At 70.5% G+C, this 18,632-nt stretch carries 15 protein-coding genes; 11 read left to right on the top strand and 4 right to left on the bottom strand.

Annotation, left to right across the window (positions count from 1 at the left end):
• Positions 1-4 precede the first annotated feature (4 nt).
• The 4 genes from LNW73_RS00450 to LNW73_RS00435 all read left to right on the top strand — a co-directional run bounded on the left by LNW73_RS00450 (position 5) and on the right by LNW73_RS00435 (position 5,931).
• Positions 5-1,930: a glycosyl hydrolase family 28 protein gene (locus tag LNW73_RS00450; RefSeq protein ID WP_250988391.1), complete on the top strand. Its 1,926-nt coding sequence runs from the start codon at positions 5-7 to the stop codon at positions 1,928-1,930.
• Positions 1,927-2,727 carry an alpha-L-fucosidase gene (locus tag LNW73_RS00445; protein WP_250988390.1) on the top strand — a complete coding sequence of 267 codons (801 nt, stop codon included), beginning with the start codon at positions 1,927-1,929 and terminating at the stop codon, positions 2,725-2,727. The genes LNW73_RS00450 and LNW73_RS00445 overlap by 4 nt, the downstream gene beginning before the upstream one ends.
• A gap of 125 nt (positions 2,728-2,852) precedes the next feature.
• A complete protein-coding gene (locus LNW73_RS00440; protein ID WP_250988389.1) occupies positions 2,853-4,118 on the top strand; it encodes a discoidin domain-containing protein in 1,266 nt (421 codons plus the stop codon).
• A 157-nt stretch (positions 4,119-4,275) separates the two neighbouring features.
• Positions 4,276-5,931, top strand: coding sequence for a glycosyl hydrolase family 8 (locus LNW73_RS00435; RefSeq protein ID WP_250988388.1), 1,656 nt, complete (start codon positions 4,276-4,278; stop codon positions 5,929-5,931).
• A gap of 65 nt (positions 5,932-5,996) precedes the next feature.
• Here LNW73_RS00435 and LNW73_RS00430 read toward each other — a convergent pair whose 3' ends face one another.
• Complete coding sequence (locus LNW73_RS00430) at positions 5,997-6,506, bottom strand: anthrone oxygenase family protein (RefSeq protein ID WP_250988387.1); 510 nt, start codon at positions 6,504-6,506, stop codon at positions 5,997-5,999.
• A gap of 145 nt (positions 6,507-6,651) precedes the next feature.
• On the opposite strand from LNW73_RS00430, the gene LNW73_RS00425 reads away from it, so the two are divergent.
• From LNW73_RS00425 to LNW73_RS00415, 3 genes are all read left to right on the top strand, one after another.
• The gene (locus tag LNW73_RS00425) at positions 6,652-7,584 is read left to right on the top strand and encodes an AraC family transcriptional regulator (RefSeq protein ID WP_250988386.1); all 933 of its coding nucleotides are present in this window, start codon (positions 6,652-6,654) and stop codon (positions 7,582-7,584) included.
• A 32-nt stretch (positions 7,585-7,616) separates the two neighbouring features.
• Positions 7,617-8,156, top strand: coding sequence for a GNAT family N-acetyltransferase (locus LNW73_RS00420; RefSeq protein ID WP_250988385.1), 540 nt, complete (start codon positions 7,617-7,619; stop codon positions 8,154-8,156).
• A gap of 569 nt (positions 8,157-8,725) precedes the next feature.
• Entirely contained in the window at positions 8,726-10,216 is a 1,491-nt protein-coding gene (locus LNW73_RS00415) for a UDP-N-acetylmuramoyl-L-alanyl-D-glutamate--2,6-diaminopimelate ligase (protein ID WP_250979302.1), read from the top strand.
• Between the two features lie 38 nt (positions 10,217-10,254).
• Here the strand turns inward: LNW73_RS00415 and LNW73_RS00410 are convergent, their stop codons facing one another.
• The 3 genes from LNW73_RS00410 to LNW73_RS35790 all read right to left on the bottom strand — a co-directional run bounded on the left by LNW73_RS00410 (position 10,255) and on the right by LNW73_RS35790 (position 11,936).
• Positions 10,255-10,680: an ATP-binding protein gene (locus LNW73_RS00410; protein ID WP_250988384.1), complete on the bottom strand. Its 426-nt coding sequence runs from the start codon at positions 10,678-10,680 to the stop codon at positions 10,255-10,257.
• A complete protein-coding gene (locus LNW73_RS00405) occupies positions 10,674-11,513 on the bottom strand; it encodes an MEDS domain-containing protein (RefSeq protein WP_250988383.1) in 840 nt (279 codons plus the stop codon). Before LNW73_RS00405 ends, LNW73_RS00410 begins: the two co-directional genes overlap by 7 nt.
• A gap of 291 nt (positions 11,514-11,804) precedes the next feature.
• Positions 11,805-11,936, bottom strand: coding sequence for a hypothetical protein (locus LNW73_RS35790; protein WP_285369875.1), 132 nt, complete (start codon positions 11,934-11,936; stop codon positions 11,805-11,807).
• Between the two features lie 268 nt (positions 11,937-12,204).
• Between LNW73_RS35790 and LNW73_RS00400 the strand changes: the two genes are divergently transcribed.
• The 4 genes from LNW73_RS00400 to LNW73_RS00385 all read left to right on the top strand — a co-directional run bounded on the left by LNW73_RS00400 (position 12,205) and on the right by LNW73_RS00385 (position 18,626).
• The gene (locus LNW73_RS00400; protein WP_250988382.1) at positions 12,205-14,679 is read left to right on the top strand and encodes an RICIN domain-containing protein; all 2,475 of its coding nucleotides are present in this window, start codon (positions 12,205-12,207) and stop codon (positions 14,677-14,679) included.
• A gap of 272 nt (positions 14,680-14,951) precedes the next feature.
• Positions 14,952-16,328 (top strand): MFS transporter, encoded by a 1,377-nt coding sequence (locus LNW73_RS00395; RefSeq protein ID WP_250992758.1) that lies wholly within the window; start codon positions 14,952-14,954, stop codon positions 16,326-16,328.
• A 272-nt stretch (positions 16,329-16,600) separates the two neighbouring features.
• Entirely contained in the window at positions 16,601-16,804 is a 204-nt protein-coding gene (locus LNW73_RS00390) for a cold-shock protein (RefSeq protein ID WP_037915390.1), read from the top strand.
• Between the two features lie 283 nt (positions 16,805-17,087).
• Positions 17,088-18,626 (top strand): DEAD/DEAH box helicase, encoded by a 1,539-nt coding sequence (locus tag LNW73_RS00385; protein ID WP_250979305.1) that lies wholly within the window; start codon positions 17,088-17,090, stop codon positions 18,624-18,626.
• Positions 18,627-18,632: the final 6 nt, after the last annotated feature.

Below are 18,632 nucleotides of genomic sequence, written 5' to 3'. Positions count from 1 at the left end.
CGTGATGAAGCGCATCGCTGTTCTGGTGGGACTCGCCCTGTTCGTCTTCCTCGGACTGGCGCAGGCACCTGCCATGGGAAGCCCGGCCGGCGCCGCACCCGGTTCCGCACCCGGAACGGCGGCCCGGGTGGCCGCCGAGTTCAACGTCCGCGACTACGGCGCGACGGGCAACGGCTCGACGAACGACACCGCCGCCGTCAACAAGGCGATCACCGCCGCCAACGCCGCCGGCGGAGGCACCGTCCGCTTCCCCTCCGGCAACTACAAGTCGGCGAATTCGATCCATCTCAAGAGCAATGTGACCCTCCAGCTGGACTCGGGCGCCACGCTCACCGGTTCCAGCGCCGGCACCTACGACGCGGCGGAGTCCAACCCTTACGACGGGTACCAGGACTTCGGGCACAGCCACTTCCACGACGCCATGATCTGGGGCGACCGGCTCACCAACATCGGGTTCACCGGATCCGGGACGATCGACGGCGGCGGCAACCTCATCACCGGCAATCCGAAGGCGGGCGAGGCGGACAAGATCGTCTCGCTGACGCGCTGCAACGGCCTGACCCTCAGCGGGATCACCCTGCGCCGCGGCGGCCACTTCGCCGCACTCATCAACGGCTGCTCCAACGTGACCTCGGACCGTCTGACGATCGACACCGCGAGCGACCGGGACGGCTGGAACATCATCAGCACCACCAACGCCGTCATCACCCATGCCGACATCGCCGCCAACGACGACGCGCTCGTCTTCAAGAGCGACTACGCGCTCGGCGCGAAGCTGCCCAACGGCCATGTCGTCGTGCAGGACTCACATCTGTCGGCGCGCTGCTGCAACGCCCTGATGTTCGGTTCCGAGACGTGCGGGGACTTCACCGACTACCGGTTCCAGGCGATCGCCATCACCGGCGCCGACAAGTCGGGCCTGGGCATGGTCTCCATGGACGGCGCCGACATCTCCGACGTCCACTACCGCGACATCACCATGACCGGTGTGCGCTCACCCATCATGCAGAAGATCGGCACGAGAAAACGCTGCGGCAACAGCCCGGGCGTCGGTCACATCAGTGACATCACCTATGACAACATCACCGCGACCGGCGCCTCGTCCGCCTTCAGCCCGACCCTGTGGGGCGAGTCCGGCGGCAACCACATCGACGGTGTGACCTTCACGAACGTCAACATCACCGTCCCGGGCGGCAGCGGCACCACGGCGGTCACCGTCCCGTCCAACAACCCCACCGACTACAACCCGAACAGCATCGGCACCCGCCCCGCCTACGGCTGGTACCTGCACAACGCCGACCACATCACCTTCACCGACAGCTCGGTGCGCTTCGCCGCGAACGACGGCCGGCCCGCAGTCCTGGCCAACACCGGCAGCACGGTGAGGTTCGACCACTTCACCGCCCAGCGCGGCACCAACAGCCCGTACGACCTCGGCTTCCAGAGCCTCACCGGCTACTGCGTCGCCGACAGCGCCAACACCACTGGCGGGGTGCTGCGCGTCAACGCCACCGGCTCGACCACGGGTTGCGCACCGCCGACCGCCGCGCGGTACGAAGCGGAGGACGGCTCGTACTCCGCGGGCGGCACGGTCGACACCGACCACACCGGCTACAGCGGGACCGGGTTCGTGAACTCCGCGAACGCGGCCGGCGCCTACGTCCAGTGGACGGTGAACTCCGCGCAGGCGGGAACCGCGGACATCACCCTCGGGTACGCCAACGGCACCACGGCCGACCGTCCGATGGACCTCATCGTCAACGGCGCCGCGGTTCCGGCCGGTACGGTCTTCGGTGGCACCGGCAGCTGGAACACCTGGCACACCGCCGTCGTCGCGGTCCCGCTCCGCGCGGGAGCCAACACCATCCGCGCCACCGCGACGACCGCGGCGGGCTGCCCCAACCTCGACTACCTGGACGGTCCGGTATGAACGCGATGCACAGGGACGCGGACCGGAGGACGTTCGTGCGGCTGCTGGCCGTGGTCGCGCTGATCCTCGGCGCCCTGCTGCTGCCCGGCACCGCGGCGCGCGCCGATCTGCAGAACCCGCGGCAGGACTTCCTGCGCGGTTCGACCAGCGGGCTGTTTCTGCACTGGGGCGAGCGCACCGCCCCGGCGCACACCGACTGCGCCCAGTGGGAGTCCGATGTCACCAACGGCGGCTGGACCCCGGAGTACTGGGTCGACGAGGCCCGGAAGCTGCATGCGCAGTACCTGGTGCTCGCCACGTTCCACAGCCGGCTCGGCTACGCCCGGCCGTGGCCGTCGGCGATCCCGGGCAGCTGCAGCACCCATCGCGACTTCCTCGGCGAGCTGATCACCGCCGCGAGCGCGAAGGGCCTGAAGGTCATCCTCTACATGTCCGACGACCCGCAGTGGCACTCCGAGGGCGGCCATGAGTGGCTCAACTCGGGCGCGTACTCGGCGTACAAGGGCAAGACCGTCGACCTCACCACCCGTGACGGCTTCGGAGAGTTCTCCTACGACAACTTCTTCGAGGTCATGAACCGCTATCCCACGCTGGGCGGGTTCTGGATCGACAACGACAACGCCTACTGGGAGAGCCACGACCTCTACGCCCAGATCTACCAGCAGCGCCCCAACTACACGATCAGCAACAACAACGAAGACACCCCCATCATGGACATGATCAGCAACGAGCAGAAGACCGGCATGTCCCCGGCGTACGACTACCCGCAGGCGCTCTACACCGCCGGCCCCGGCTGACCGAGGCCGACTTCAAACTGCCCTCCACCGGGGCCTGGTGGTACGACGGCTCCAATCCTGCCGTCGACCGGGCCCTCACCCTCGGCCGGCTGGTCACCAACGCCGGATCGTCCGTGAAGGCGCTGATGGCCGAGACCGCGCAGGTCAACGGCAGGTTCCCGTCGAACCAGGAGGCCTTCAACACCTTCGCCAACGGCTATCTGAACCCGATCTGGGAATCGCTGCACGGCACCGAGGGCGGCGGCTACCTGTACGGCGGCCTGCAGCCCGGGGCCTGGAACGACGGCGCCCGCGGCGTCACGACCATCAGCACCTCCGACCCCGACCGGCAGTACATCCACGTGATCACCCCGCCGTCGACGAGCACCCTGCGGCTGCGCGACAACGGGTACCGGATTTCCGCCGTCAGCAATCTGCGCACCGGCGCGCCCATCGCCTTCAGCCAGTCCGGCGGCAGTCTCACCCTGACCGGGCTCGGCGGCTGGGACCCGTACGACACGGTCTTCAAGGTGACCGCCGACGGCCGCACGGGGATCCAACCGGCCTCCTCGTACACGATGAGCGCCAGCGCCTCGGCGAGCGGACACGGCGCTCAGGCGGCGGCCGACGGCAGTTATCTGACGTACTGGGACAGCAACCAGACGCTGCCCGTCCGGCTCGACTTCGACCTCGGGGCGTCGAAGCCGGTGCGCTACGTCGGCATCAACCAGCGGGAGGACTCGGTCAGTTACGCCCGGTCCGCCACCGAGCAGTCGGCGCGCATCAAGGGCTACAACGTGTACGTCAGCAGCGACGGCAGTACGTGGGGGAGTCCGGTGAAGTCCGGCACCCTGCCCAGTGCGCGCGGGGTCGCGACCATCGACATCCCGGCCGTCACCACCCGCCATGTCCGCCTCGAAGTGACCAGCACCTACGCCGCCTCCACCGACACCGCGCGCTACAAGCGGCTGCGGATCGACGAGACCTGGATCGGGTCCGGGTACGCGACCGCGAGCACCGATCCGACCCCGGGCCGCTATGAGGCGGAGGCCGCCGCCTTCTCCGCGGGCAGCACCGTCGACTCCGATCACACCGGGTACACCGGGACCGGTTTCGTCAACACCGGCAACGCGTCCGGCGCCTACGTGGAATGGACGGTCGACGCGGCCGCCGCCGGCAACGTACCGCTGGCCGTCCGCTACGCCAACGGCACCACGGTCAACCGTCCGATGGACATCGCGGTCAACGGCACGACCGTGGTGTCCGCGAGGGCGTTCAACGGCACCGGGGACTGGAACACCTGGGCCGACTCGACGCTGACGGCGGCGCTGCACGCGGGGGCCAACACCGTCCGGGTGACAGCGACCACGGCCACCGGTGCACCCAATCTGGACCATCTGGACGTGGGGTAGCGGGGCGCCCCGGGAGGGCCGTTCGCCGCGATCGGCCAACGGTTCTCCCGGGGACCCTTGACAGAAGGCCCGCGCGGCGCTCCCATGCATGCTTAGTTAGGAAACTTTCCTAACTGTGTCCGCGTCCCGTCCCGCTGTCCTGAGGGAAGGTCCCCACGTGCGCATCCCCATCCCCCGAAGACTCCTCGGTCTGACCCTGACCGCATCGCTCGGCCTGCTGCTGCCGCTGGCCGCCGAGGTACCGCAGGCCCAGGCGGCCACCACCCGCTACGAGGCCGAGAACGCGGCGCTGTCGCAGTCCGCCGTCGCCACCAACCACACCGGCTTCTCCGGCTCCGGCTTCGTCGACTACACCAACATCGCCGGTTCCTCGGTGGAGTTCACCGTCACCGCGGCGGCCGCCGGAAGCGGCACCCTCGTCCTCGGCTTCGCCAACGGCACCACGGTCAACCGTCCCATGGACATCGCGGTGAACGGCACGACCGTCGCGTCCGGGGTCTCCTTCGCGGACACCGGCTCCTGGGACACCTGGCAGACCAAGACCCTCACCGCCACGCTGCTGGCGGGCACCAACAAGATCCGCGCCACCGCGACCACCGCCAACGGCGGACCCAACCTCGACTACCTCGACGCGAACCCCCAGGGCGGAGGCGGCGGCGGTGGTCCCACCGTGCCGTTCGGCAGCCACCAGTTCCCGTACACCGCGGGCACCCTCAAGCCCTCCGGCGCGCAGAGCACCATCGACCAGGCGGTCGTCACCACCTACAACCGGTGGAAGGCCGCCTTCGTCAAGCACAACTGCGGCAACGGCTGGTACGAGGTCATCTCGCCCGACGCCGACCACCCGTACGTCGCCGAGGGCCAGGGCTACGGCATGGTCGTCACCGCACTGATGGCAGGCGCCGACACCAATGCCAGAACCGCCTTCGACGGCATGGTGAAGTTCATGATCGCGCACCCGTCGGTGAACAACCCCAACCTGCTCGCCGCCGAACAGGACAGCTCCTGCAAGAGCGTCGACGGCTCGGACTCCGCCACCGACGGCGACCTCGACGTCGCCTACGGACTGCTGCTCGCCGACCGGCAGTGGGGAAGCACCGGCACCTACAACTACAAGAACCTCGCCGTCCAGCACATCAACGCCATCAAGGCCAGTGAGGTCAACTCCACCACCCACCTGATGCTGCTCGGCGACTGGAGCGGCTCCGGGGAGTCCCACCACTGGATCACCCGGTCCTCCGACTGGCTGATCGACCACTTCCGCGCCTTCAGGACCGCGACCGGCGACAGCGCCTGGGACACCATCCGCACCGCCCACCAGAACCTGATCACCCAGCAGCAGGCGAGCTACGCGCCCGGCACCGGACTGCTCGCCGACTTCGTCGTCAACACCAACACCACCCCCAAGCCCGCCGCGGGAGAGGTGCTCGAAAGCCCCAACGACGGGGACTTCGGATGGAACGCCTGCCGTGACCCCTGGCGGGTGGCCACGGACGCCGTCACCAGCGGTGACCCGGCGTCCCTCGCCTCGGCCCGCAAGCTCAACGCCTGGATCAGGACCAAGACCGGCGGCAACCCCGCCGGCATCGTGACCGGCTACCACCTGAACGGATCGACGTTCGACAGCGGCCACGACATGGCCTTCACCGCACCGTTCGCGGTCGCCGCCCTGACCGACCCCGGTTCCCAGGCCTGGCTCGACGCCCTGTGGACCAAGCTGACCGGCACGCCCATCGACACCTCGCTCTACTACGGCGGCAGTGTGCAGCTCCAGTCGATGATCGTCGTCTCCGGCAACTACTGGATTCCCTGACGGGAACCGGCCGACAGGGTCCCGGCGGAGTGGCTTCCGCCGGGACACCGTCGGTGCGACAGGACCTACGGTGTGGCCCGCCCGTAGAGCACCAGTGCCCAGATCAGGCAGCCGAGCGCGCCCGTGGCGGCCACCGCGCGGAGCAGGTTCCAGCGGACCCACCGCGTCTCGAAGCGCTCGCGGACCGCGGCGAGAGCGGAGGCGCCGGCCGACCCCGGGTCGCCGGCCGCGGCGAGCTCGTCGTTGAGCGGGACGTTCACGGCGAACGTGGAGACCAGCGTCAGCACGTACAGGGCGGCCGCGCCGCCGATCCAGGGCAGCGGACCGTCCGGGGCGTCCCCGGGCAGGTGCAGCGCCCCGGCCAGGACGGTGAGCACCAGTGACCCGCCGAAACCGAGGGCGAACCAGCCGTTGAGGATCCGGACGTTGATCCACCGCATGGCTTCGACGAACGTCCGGTCGTCGGTCCTGCGCAGACCGGGCATGACGGCGCAGGCGAAGCCGTAGTACAGGCCCGCGATCAACCCGGTGGTGAGCGTGGCGGCCACCAGCGCCACCGTGCGGAACTCGTCCATCGTCGAACCTCCCTCAGCGGACCGCCGGACCGCCGTGCGGCTGATCGGTCGTGGGGACAGTCAAGTCGCAACGGCCGGGACCGGCCATGATTCAGAGCCTCAACTCCATACGCGTGCGTCCACACGGGCGTCTAGGCTGAATGACATGGACGCACTCGCCGGTCTCCTGGACGGGCCCCGGGCCCGGGGCGCATTCCTGATGCGGTCGGTCCTCGACCCGCCGTGGTCGCTGCGGGTCGAGGACCGCGCTCCGCTGACCCTGATCTCCCTGGTGCGCGGCGAGGCGTGGGTGGTGCCCGAGCATGGTGCCGCGGTGTGCCTGCGCCCCGGTGACATCGCCGTTGTCCGCGGCCCTGCCCCGTACACCGTCGCCGATACGCCGGACACGCCGCCGCGGATCGTGATCCACCCCGGGCAGCTCTCCACCTCCACGGAGGGCGACGAGCTGTGCGAGACCATGGACTTGGGGGTGCGTACCTGGGGCAACCGCCCGGACGGCGCGACGATGATGTTCACCGGCACCTATGCGATGGACGGCGAGATCAGCCGGCGGCTGCTGGAAGCGCTGCCCACGCTCCTCGTGATGCCCGCCGACTCCTGGGACTGCCCGCTCGTCGCGCTGCTCGGCGAGGAGATCGTCCGCGACGAGCCGGGCCAGGAGGTCTTCCTCGACCGGCTTCTCGACCTGCTGCTGATCGCCATCGTCAGGGCGTGGTTCTCCCGTCCGGAGGCCGAAGCACCCACCTGGTACGTGGCGTTGGCCGACCCGGTGGTGGGCCAGGCGCTGCGTCTGCTCCACGACGACCCGGCGCACGCGTGGTCGGTGGCCACGCTCGCGGCGAAGACCGGGGTGTCGCGCGCGGCGCTCGCCCGGCGGTTCACCGAACTCGTCGGCGAGCCGCCGATGGCGTACCTCACCGGATGGCGGCTGTCGCTCGCCGCCGACCTGCTGCGGGAGCCCGATGCCACGGTGGGTTCCGTGGCCAGAAAGGTAGGCTACGGAAGCGCGTTCGCCCTGAGCACCGCCTTCAAGCGGGTCCGCGGCATCCGCCCCCAGGAGCACCGGGCGGGCGGGTGACGGCTCAGGGTCCGAGGGGAGGAACCGGCGGGATGTCCGAACGGCGCGACGCGGTCGCCATGGTGCGGGTGCGGCTCGAGACCTGGGCGGAGCGGGATCTGGAGCTGCTGCGGCTGACGAACTCCCCGGAGATGACGGAGCACCTGGGCGGTCCCGAGCCCGAGGAGAAGCTGCTCGTACGCCACCGGCGGTACCTGGACACCGAAGCTGCGGGAACGGGACGGATGTTCAGCGTCGTCCTGCTCCCGGAGGGCGAGAGGGTCGGCACCATCGGGTACTGGGACCGGGTCTGGCAGGGCGAGCCGGTGTACGAGACCGGCTGGGGCGTGCTGCCCGAGTATCAGGGCCGGGGGATCGCGGTGGCGGCCGCCACGGCGGTCATCGCCGAAGCCGCTGCCCGGCGCACGCACGAATCCCTGCACGCGTACCCGTCCGTCGACCATCCCGCCTCGAACGCGATCTGCCGCAAGGCCGGTTTCACCCTGGTCTCCGTCTGCGACTTCGAGTACCCGCCGGGGAACCCGATCCGGTGCAACGACTGGCGGGTGGACCTCACCGCGGTCGACCGCTGAGGGCAGGCCGGGACGCTCCCGCGGCAACTCGGCGAGGGAAATCCGGCATGGCGAAATGTCAGCATTTGGCACCATGGCCGCAGGTGGCAGGGTCGGACGTACACTGAAGTGGTGTCGGGCAGGTCCCTGCTCCGCCCGGCCACCTGTATGCACCACCTGTATCCAACCGTCTGCGGCCAGACCAGAGAGTGCTGCCGCCCGGATTTCGGCCGACCCCAGAACGGGTCCTGAGCCGGTCCGGACGCATGCCGCAGTTGTTGCGCAGTGACAGGTAGCGGTCCTCGGCCGATCCGGCCCTTCGGTCCGCACGCAGATCGCCCCCCTGTGGGGACCGCTCGCCTTCACGCGTACCACCGCCGGTGCCCCGGCTTCCGCGTCGCATGTGCACCGCACTGCGCCGGAGCGGGTCCGCACCCGGCCGACAGCACGATCCCCGGCAGCCGGGCACCGGACGACCGGTGCCGGGACGCCGGGTCATGGTCATCATCGCGGTATCCGGTTTGCCCTCACCCCTGCCGACAGGCCGGGCCACCCGCAGCGCACCACCGGCCGCTTCCGAGGGGATAGTTGTGAAACTCAGTGCACTGCTCGACGGGCACGACCACCACGTACTCCAGGGCGACCTGGCGACGCCGATCACCGCGGGAATGAGCTTCGACGCCCACCGGGTGACAGCCGGCTCGCTGTACATCGCCGTACCGGGCCACGAGGACGGCGGCCCCGAGCTGATCGGGCGGGCGCTGGAGCTCGGCGCCGTCGCGGTACTGGCCGAGGGCGACGCACCGCACCTCGCGGGCCTGCCCGCCGCGGTCTGCGTGGTCCGGGTGACCGACATCCGGGCGCTGGCCGCGGTCGTCGCGTCCCGCTACTACGGTGAGCCCGGTCGCGCGATGGACGTCGTGGCGATCACCGGCACCAACGGCAAGACCTCGGTCTCGTACATGGTCGAGGCGGTCCTGCGGATCGCCGAGGGCGTGAAGGTCGGGGTCATCGGCACCTCGGGCAGCCGGATCGGCGACGAGTCGATCCCGATGCCGAGGTCGGTGCTGACCACCCCCGAGGCGCCCGACCTGCAGTACCTGCTCGGCCACATGCGCGACCGCGCGACGCCCAGCGTGGTGCTGGAGGCGACCTCGATGGGCCTGCTGCAGCGCCGGGTCGAGGGCGTGTTCATCGACGTCGGCGTCTTCACCAACCTGACCCAGGACCACCTGGACGACCACGGCACGATGGAGCACTACAAGAACGCCAAGATGCGGCTGTTCCAGGGGCTCTGCCGGCGCGCGGTGGTCAACGCCGACGACCCGGTCAGCGCCGAGATCATCGCGCTGATGCCGGAGACGGTGACCACGTACGCCCTGGACGCCCCGGCCGACTACCGCGCCACCGACCTGGTCGTGGACGCGGCGGGCAGCCGCTTCACACTGCACCACGCCGGCCGCAAGTACCCGGCCGCGATTCCGGTGCCCGGCCGCTTCTCGGTGGCGAACGCGCTGGCCACCGTGGCGGCGTGCCATCTGCTCGGCCACGACCTGCAGGGCCTCGTCAGCGCTCTCGACCGGATGCCGCCCACCCCGGGCCGCTTCGAGCGCTACACCACCCCGCAGGGCTCCTGCGTGATCGTCGACTACGCGCACTCCCCGGACTCGCTGGAGAAGGTCCTCACCACCATCCGCAGCTTCGCGACCGGCCGGGTCATCACCGTCTTCGGCTGCGGCGGCGACCGGGACATCACCAAGCGCGTCGCCATGGGCACCATCGCCGGCGAGCTCTCCGACCTGTGCGTCCTCACCTCGGACAACCCGCGCTACGAGGACCCGGAGGGCATCCTCGACCAGATCGCCCCCGGCCTGGTCCACACCGGGATCCCGTTCCAGCGGATCACCGACCGCCGGGACGCGATCCGCTACGCGCTGTCCGTCGCCGGTCCCGACGACGTCGTGCTCGTCGCGGGCAAGGGCAGCGAGCCGTTCCAGATCATCGGGGACGAGTTGCTCCCGTTCAGCGACATGGGCGTGGTCCGCGAGCTGGCGCTGGAGCCGGCCGTCGCGGCCCTGTAGCTCGCCGGTCGTGCCGCGATGCGAGGGGCCGGTTCCGCTCAGGCCAGTCGCATCGCGAAGGTCACGACGGCGCCGGGGGAGGCCGTGGCGATCACCAGCCGGTCGGTGAGCAGGCGGGTGAGCCACAGCCCGCGGCCGACCGGGCCGCCGTTGATCCCGGGCGCCAGCTCGGGGATGACGTCCTCGGAGAAGCCGGGACCGGAATCGCTGATGCGGCACTCCAGTTCGTCGCCGACCCTGGTCAGCGCCAGGGCCCCGTCCCCGCCGGCGTGCTCCACCACGTTCGAGGCAAGCGCGTCCATGGCGAGGACGAACTCGCCGCGGCGCGGTTCCGACAGCCCCGCCAGGGACGCGCGCTGCTCGATGAGGACCCGCAGCCGCGGCAGGTCCTCGCCGGTGAACGCGACCTGCAGCAGGCACTCCGCCGGTTCGCCGGCCCGGCCGCCGGCCGGCCCGGTCAGCATCGGCGCTCCGTTCCGGTCAGCACCAGGCGGGCCGAGCCGTGCTCGCCCAGTGCGCGCAGTACGCGGAGCTGGCCGCTCTCGCAGCGGACCTCGACGCGGTCGTGGCCGTCGGCGGCGCGGACCAGCCGGAGGAGGTCGTCGGCGCACCGGACGCTGAGGAAGCTCAACCGCGTCAGATCCACGACGAGTTTCCCGGCGTCCGCGGTGCGCCTGAGCGCTTCGCCGACGGCGGCGCCGAACTGCTCGCCGGTGGCGAGGTCCGCCTCGCCGATCAGCCGCAGGGAACCGTCCCCGTACACCGCCCGCAGTTCGCCGAGCCGGGTGAGCAGATTGACGGGATGCGCCCGGCACATCCGCGCCAGGACGTCCTCGTCGAACCAGCGGCGGTCGTATGCGCAGATCTCGCTGTAGGAGCCGTCGGTGAACAGCTGCCCGGCGTGGGATTCGCGATGCGTCATCACGTCGATGTCGGCGTCCAGGTCCGGCACCCAGTGCATGTCGATGAAGGTGCGCAGCCCGGTGTACCCCTGCCGGCCCGCGAGGGCGGTCTCCTCGCGGATCCGCTGCCACTGCCGCTCGGGGGTGAAGTCGCGGTCGGGGCGGATCAGTGACCGCATGCTGGTGAGCACCAGCTGGCCGCGGGCCCTGACCCGGGCCATCGAAGGGCTGTCGGCCTCCAGCCGGGACCACAGCTCGTCATCGCTCACCCGGGGGGCCGCGAAGACCATCACCTTCTCGCCGCGGGCCAGACCCGTCCACGCGAAGGTGGTCAGCACGTCCCAGTTCGACTCGTCGTCGCCGTAACTGACGAAGCAGTGGTCGCCAGCTCGCATGCGTTGCACGGAGATCGTGGCGGGATGGACCTCATCCCAGACAGGCATCGCCCCTCGCTTTCTGCGACCCGTACCGCTGTTCCCGCGGACCGGAGTCGTGGCAAAGCTAGCGAGTCTGCTTCCGGGCGCGGCATGCGCCGACGGAAGTGAACGATGGCGTAAGGAAGTTGCCCTTCCGTTTTCAGGAAGGGTCGCGATTGGTCATCGCGTGATCACATCTGACCGTTCGCCGGTGCGCGGCCGGTGCGCGGGGCGCGGCCAGGGGCGCGGGTCAGCGCGGAGCGCCGCGTCCTACCACTTCGAGCGCTGCATGAAGCGGCGGTGCGCCGACTGGGCGGAGTCGGAGCGCTGGACGGGTACGGGCGCGGGCTTCTGCTGCGGACTGTCGGTGGACTGGCTCGGGCCGCTGGTGGTGCCGGGCATGATCTTCGTCCTCCCTGTCGGTGTAGGTGGCGCGGTACATCAGGAAGGCGCCAGGTTAACCGCCGGGTGCGCGGTACGGGCTTCTCTCCGGGCCGTATACCCCCGTTCGGGGGACGCATCCGCTGTTGTCCGAACTGTTGACGGGACACGGTCACAGTTCTACCGTCCGATGGCGGTGGACTGAGTTGTCTTCTGTTCGCTTTTTGCAACCCTTCTCCACAAACCCCAACGGCCGTCTGTGCCCGGCCGCGAAGAAGGAGCCCCGCGTATGCGAAGCCAGCACGCCGTACCGCAACTGCGCGCCGTAGCGCCCCCGCGCACCTTACGCACCCTGCGAACGCCCCTGACCGTACTGCTCGTGCTCGTCATGGCGGCGTTCGCCGTCCTCCAGGCCCCGCCCGCCCACGCGGCGGTGAACACCGCGATCACGGTCGACGGGAACTCCCCGGGCCGGATCTTCGACGGAGTCGGAGCGATCAGCGGCGGCGGCGGCAACTCGCGGCTGCTGGCGGACTATCCGGAGCCGCAGCGCGGCCAGATCCTGGACTACCTGTTCAAGCCCGGCTACGGCGCGGCCCTGCAGATCTTCAAGGTCGAGATCGGCGGCGACACCAACTCCACCGACGGCGCCGAACCCAGCCACGAGCACACCCGCGGCACCGTCGACTGCGGTACCGGATACGAGTGGTGGCTGATGGAACAGGCCAAGGCCCGTAATCCAGCGGTGAAGCTCTACGGGCTCGCCTGGGGCGCGCCCGGCTGGATCGGCAACGGCAACTTCTGGTCCCAGGACATGATCGACTACCTGATCGCCTGGATGGGCTGCGCCACCCAGCACGGACTCAGGATCGACTACCTGGGCGGCTGGAACGAGCGCGGCTACAACAAGGCCTGGTACGAGAACCTGCACGCGACCCTCGCCGCGAAGGGCTACGGATCGACGAAGATCGTCGGCGCGGACTCCGACTGGTCGGTCGCCGGGGACATCCGCGGCGACGCGGCCTTCGCCGCCTCCGTGGACATCGTCGGCGCGCACTATCCCTGCGGCTACATGTCCGCGATGACGTCGTGCTCCACCACCTCCGACGCCCTGGCGACCGGAAAGCAGCTGTGGGCGAGCGAGAACGGCTCCGAGGACTACAACACCGGCGGCGCGCCCATCGCCCGTGCCATCAACCGGGGTTATCTGGACGCCAAGTTCTCCGCGTTCATCAACTGGCCGCTGGCCGCCGCGCTCTACCAGAACCTCCCGTACAACACCGACGGCATGCTGACCGCCACCCAGCCCTGGTCGGGCACGTACAGCGTCGGAAAGAGCACCTGGGCCACCGCGCACACCACCCAGTTCACCCAGCCGGGCTGGCAGTACCTGGACTCCGGCAGCGGCTACCTGGGCGGCGACCGCGCCAACGGCAGCTACGTCAGCTACAGGTCACCGGGAAAGACCGCCTGGAGCACCGTCCTCGAAACCCTCGACGCCACGGCCGCGCAGACCGTCAGCCTCAAAACCGCCGGAGGACTGCCCGGCGGCACGGTGCACGTCTGGTCCAGCGACTTCGCCTCCGGCCGGCAGAGCGACTACCTCGTGCACACCGCCGACCTCACACCCGTCAGCGGTGCCTATCAGCTGACCCTGCAGCCGGGCCGGGTGTACTCGGTGACCACCACCACGGGACAGGGCGCGGGAACGGCCGCCTCGCCCACCCGCGGGCTGCTCGCACTGCCGTACTCCGACGACTTCCAGTCCACCCGGCAGGGCGGCGAGGCCCGGTATCTGGCCGACATGAACGGCTCCTTCGAGGGCGCGGCCTGCGGGGCGGGCCGCACGGGCACCTGCGTACGGCAGATGGCCACGACGACCCCCATCACCTGGGACGACGGCAGCGACCCGTACGCGACGCTGGGTGACCTGAGCTGGGCCGACTACACCGTGTCCGCCGACGCGATGCTCGAACAGGCGGGCGCGGTCCAGCTGATGGGCCGGGTCGGCACCCAGAAGGGCTTCTCCCCGGGCAGCATCAACGCCTACTACCTCGAACTCACCAACAGCGGGGCCTGGTCCATCCTGCGCAACAGCGCCACCGGAGCGGTCACCACCCTCGCCTCCGGCACCGTCGCCGCGCCCGGCACCGGCAGCTGGCACCGGCTCGCCCTCACCTTCGCCGGCCGCACCATCACCGCGACGATCGACGGCACGAAGGCCGGCTCCGTCAGCGATGACTCCTACGGGGCGGGCCAGGTCGGCATCGGCACCGCTGGGTACGTGGCCGCCCAGTTCGACAACCTCAGCGTCACCCCCGGCTCCCCGGCCGTCCTGTCGGGGACGTACACCCTGGTCAACCGCAACAGCGGCAAGGCGCTCGACGCGGCCAAGCAGGGCACCGCCGACGGCACGCCCATCATTCAGTGGACCCGCAACGGCGGCGGCAACCAGCAGTGGAGGATCGCTCAGGCCCCGGGCGGCTACTACACCGTCACCGGCGTGGCCAGTGGCAAGGCGCTCGACGTACCCGGCGCTGCCAAGGTCGCCGGGACCCGACTCGACCTCTGGACGTCCAACGGGGGCGCCAACCAGCAGTGGCTGATCGTCCCCAGCGGCGGCGGCTACTACACGCTGGAGGACCGCGACAGCGGTCAGCTCGCCGACGTCAGCGGCGCGTCCACCGCCGACGAGGCGCCGGTCGTCCAGTGGCCGGCGAACGGCGGCGGCAACCAGCAGTGGCAGCTGGTGCCCGTCTCCTGATCCGTTCCGGCCGGGTGCCGTGCCTCCGGGGCGGCCGGTCCTGACCCTGCCAGTGGTACGAACCGCGCTGGTATGTGCCGTGTGCGTACGTGGCACAGGGGGCTGGGCCGGCCGCGCCGGGCGGCGAAGTATTCCTTCCGGGAGCCCGCGGCGCGATCGGCGCGACGGGCCCGGTATCCGGAGGGAACGGGACGATGGCGATTGTTGAAGGGGTGCCGGCCGGCGTGGAGGCGCCGGTCGGCGGGTCCGTGCGGGAGTCCGTGCCCGGGCGGATGACGGGCCGGCTGCGGCTGGTCCTGGTGGTGCTGCTGGTCGCGCAGTTCATGCTGGCCGTGGACTTCTCGATCCTCAATGTGGCGCTGCCGGTGGTCGGCCAGGGGCTCGGGTTCCCGCTGGCGGACCTGCAGTGGATCGGTACGTCGTTCGCGCTGGCCGCCGCGGGGTTCACGCTGCTGTTCGGCCGGATCGCCGACATCGTCGGCCGCCGCCGGCTGTTCCTCGCGGGCCTGGCCCTGCTGGGGGTCTCCTCGCTGGTCGGCGGGCTGGCGGTCAGCCCGGGCATGCTGCTGGCCGCCCGGGTCGCCCAGGGGCTGGCGACGGCGGCCGTCACCCCGGCCGGGCTGTCGCTGCTGACCTCGTCCTTTCCCGAGGGCCCGCTGCGGGACAAGGCGCTCGGTCTCAACGGGGCCCTGATGTCGGCCGGCTTCACCGCCGGTGCGGTCCTCGGGGGTGTGCTGACCGAGCTGCTCTCCTGGCGCTGGGCGTTCTTCGTCAACGTGCCGGTCGCCGTCGCGGTGCTGATCGTGGCCCCGCTGGTGATCAAGGAGAGCCGCCCGGCGGTCCGCCCGCGGCTGGACGTGCCCGGCGCGGTCGCGGTCACCCTCGGCCTGCTCGCCCTGGTCCTCGGGCTGACCACGGCGGGGGAGAAGGGGTGGGGCGACCCGGTGGGCCTGGTGTCCCTGGCGACCGGCGCCGTACTGCTCGTCGTGTTCTACGTCGTGGAGAAGGGCGCGTCCGCTCCTCTGGTGCCGGTGGCGATGCTGCGGCGCCGCACCGTGATCTGGGGCAACGTCGCGGGCCTCATCGCCTTCGGCACCGAGACCTCGCTGGTCTTCCTCATGACCCTCTATCTGCAGAAGGTGCTCGGCTTCTCCCCGCTGGCGGCGGGCCTGTCCTTCGGCGTGCTGGGCCTGGGCACCGTCGCCGGCGGTCTGGTCGCGGCCCGGGTGATCGGCCGGATCGGCACCAGGGCGACCCTGGTGACCGGCGGTGCCGTCCAGGCCGTCGCCACGGTGGCGCTGGTCGCGCTGGGCGACGACCGCGGCTGGATGGCGCTGCTGCTGGCGGGCACCTTCCTCGGCGGGATCGGCAACATGCTGGTGATCGTCGGCTTCATGGTGACCGCCACCTCTGGCATCCCCGACGCCGAGCAGGGCATGGCGACCGGTCTGGCCACCATGACCCAGCAGGTCGGCATCACCATGGGCGCCCCGGTCATGAGCGCCATCGCCACCGCCGGGATCACCGTCTCGTCCGGCACGGGCGCGGTACTGGACGGCATCGGGAACGCGGTCCTGGTGAACGCGGCCATCGTGCTGGCCGGCGCGGTCCTCGCGGCCCTGTTCCTGCGCGGCGCGCGGCGGACGTGACGCGGGTCTCAGGCCGCTTCCGGCCGTGTGCCACAAGGGCACTCCGCCCCCGGGGCGCCGCCGGAAGGCCCGCATCCGCCATGGATGCGGGCCACGTGCTATCGTAGATCTCAGTTGCAGTTGTGGTACCCATGAAACTTTGTGTGCACCTGACGGTTACATCCATCAGGTGCATTTTGTTTTTCCGGTCATCTCCGGATGGGCTCATTGCGGCGACGCGGAACACGTGAAGTGCGTATTCCGGCTGTGCCCCCTATCAGAGGAGATTTGACATGGCTACTGGCACCGTGAAGTGGTTCAACGCGGAAAAGGGCTTCGGCTTCATCGAGCAGGACGGCGGCGGCGCTGACGTCTTCGCCCACTACTCGAACATCGCCACCCAGGGCTTCCGTGAGCTCCAGGAAGGCCAGAAGGTCTCCTTCGACGTCACGCAGGGCCAGAAGGGCCCGCAGGCCGAGAACATCGTTCCCGCCTGACGCTGACAAGAGCTGAGCCAGGGCCCGCACCTCACGGTGCGGGCCCTGGCCGTTGCCCGGACTCCGTAGGACCCCCCGGGCACCCTTCACCACACGGACCTCATCGGTCCGGCATTCCGGCCGCCACTTCTCAGTAGGCGCCGTTTTCATCGGAGTTCACCGCGCGGGGATTTCCGCCGGACTCCGCATTCGCCATTTGCTTCGGTTCGTTTCTTGCGATTCCTTGCGCGGCTGCCGGCCGCCGGGTCTTCCTCGACACGCGCCGCTTCGAGGAAGGTTCCGCATGAACCGCACCACGCGCTCGAACAGCCCCTACTCCCGCAGCAGCCGCACCGGCGGCTCGGGCAGTGGCGGCAGCTACAGCAGCCGCTCCGCCGGCTCCGGCAACAACACCGCCGGGTTCACCGGCCGCTCCCGCTCGCAGTCCCCGAACCGCTCCGGCGGTTCCGGACGCCGGCCGGCCGCGCTGCAGGGCGAGTTCGCCCTGCCCGTCACGATCACCCCGGCGCTTCCCGCCGTCACCACCTTCGGCGCGCTGGACATGCCCGTCGAGGTGCTCAAGATGCTCACCAGCCTGGGCATGAACGAGCCGTTCCCGATCCAGGGCGCGACGCTGCCGAACTCGCTGGCCGGCCGTGACGTCCTCGGCCGCGGGCGCACCGGCTCCGGCAAGACCCTCGCGTTCGGTCTGGCGCTGCTCTGCCGCACCGCCGGACAGCGTGCCCAGCCCCGTCAGCCGCTCGCCCTGGTCCTGGTGCCGACCCGCGAGCTGGCCCAGCAGGTCACCGACGCGCTGACCCCGTACGCCCGCTCGCTGCACCTGCGGCTGGCCACGGTCGTCGGCGGTATGTCGATCGGCCGCCAGGCCAGCGTGCTGCGCGGCGGCGCCGAGGTCGTCGTGGCGACGCCGGGCCGGCTCAAGGACCTGATCGACCGCGGTGACTGCCGGCTGGACCGGGTGGCCATCACGGTGCTCGACGAGGCCGACCAGATGGCCGACATGGGCTTCATGCCGCAGGTCACCGCGCTGCTCGACCAGGTGCGCACCGACGGCCAGCGGATGCTGTTCTCGGCCACCCTGGACCGCAACGTCGACCAGCTGGTGCGCCAGTACCTGCACGACCCGGTGGTCCACTCGGTGGACCCCTCGGCCGGTGCGGTCACCACGATGGAACACCACGTGCTGCACGTGCACGGCGCCGACAAGCGCGCCACCACCACGGAGATCGCCGCCCGCGACGGCCGGGTGCTGATGTTCCTGGACACCAAGCACGCCGTCGACCTGCTGACCCGCGAGCTGCTGGCCAGCGGGGTGCGGGCGGCCGCGCTGCACGGCGGCAAGTCGCAGCCGCAGCGCAACCGGACGCTGGAGCAGTTCAAGAACGGGCACGTGACCGTGCTGGTGGCGACGAACGTCGCCGCCCGCGGCATCCACGTCGACAACCTGGACCTGGTCGTCAACGTCGACCCGCCCAGCGACCACAAGGACTACCTGCACCGCGGCGGCCGTACCGCCCGCGCGGGGGAGTCCGGTGTGGTCGTCACGCTGGTGCTGCCGAACCAGCGCCGCGACATGACGCGTCTGATGGCCGACGCCGGCATCACGCCGAAGACCACCCAGGTCCGCTCCGGCGAGGCCGAGCTGACCCGGATCACCGGAGCCCAGGCCCCGTCTGGCGTTCCGGTCGTCATCACCGCGCCGGTGTCCGAGGCCGCGAAGCGCAGTGCCGCCTCGACCCGCGGGCGCCGCAGCCGTACGGCCCAGGCCCGTCGCGCCGGTGCGCCGGATCGTTCCTCCAGGCCCCGTACGACCGCCGTCTGACCGTTG

This window comes from Streptomyces sp. RKAG337 (genome assembly GCF_023701715.1).
Lineage (GTDB): Bacteria > Actinomycetota > Actinomycetes > Streptomycetales > Streptomycetaceae > Actinacidiphila.
Note: the sequence above shows the minus strand (reverse complement) of the source record. Positions and strands in the feature narration are given on the sequence as shown.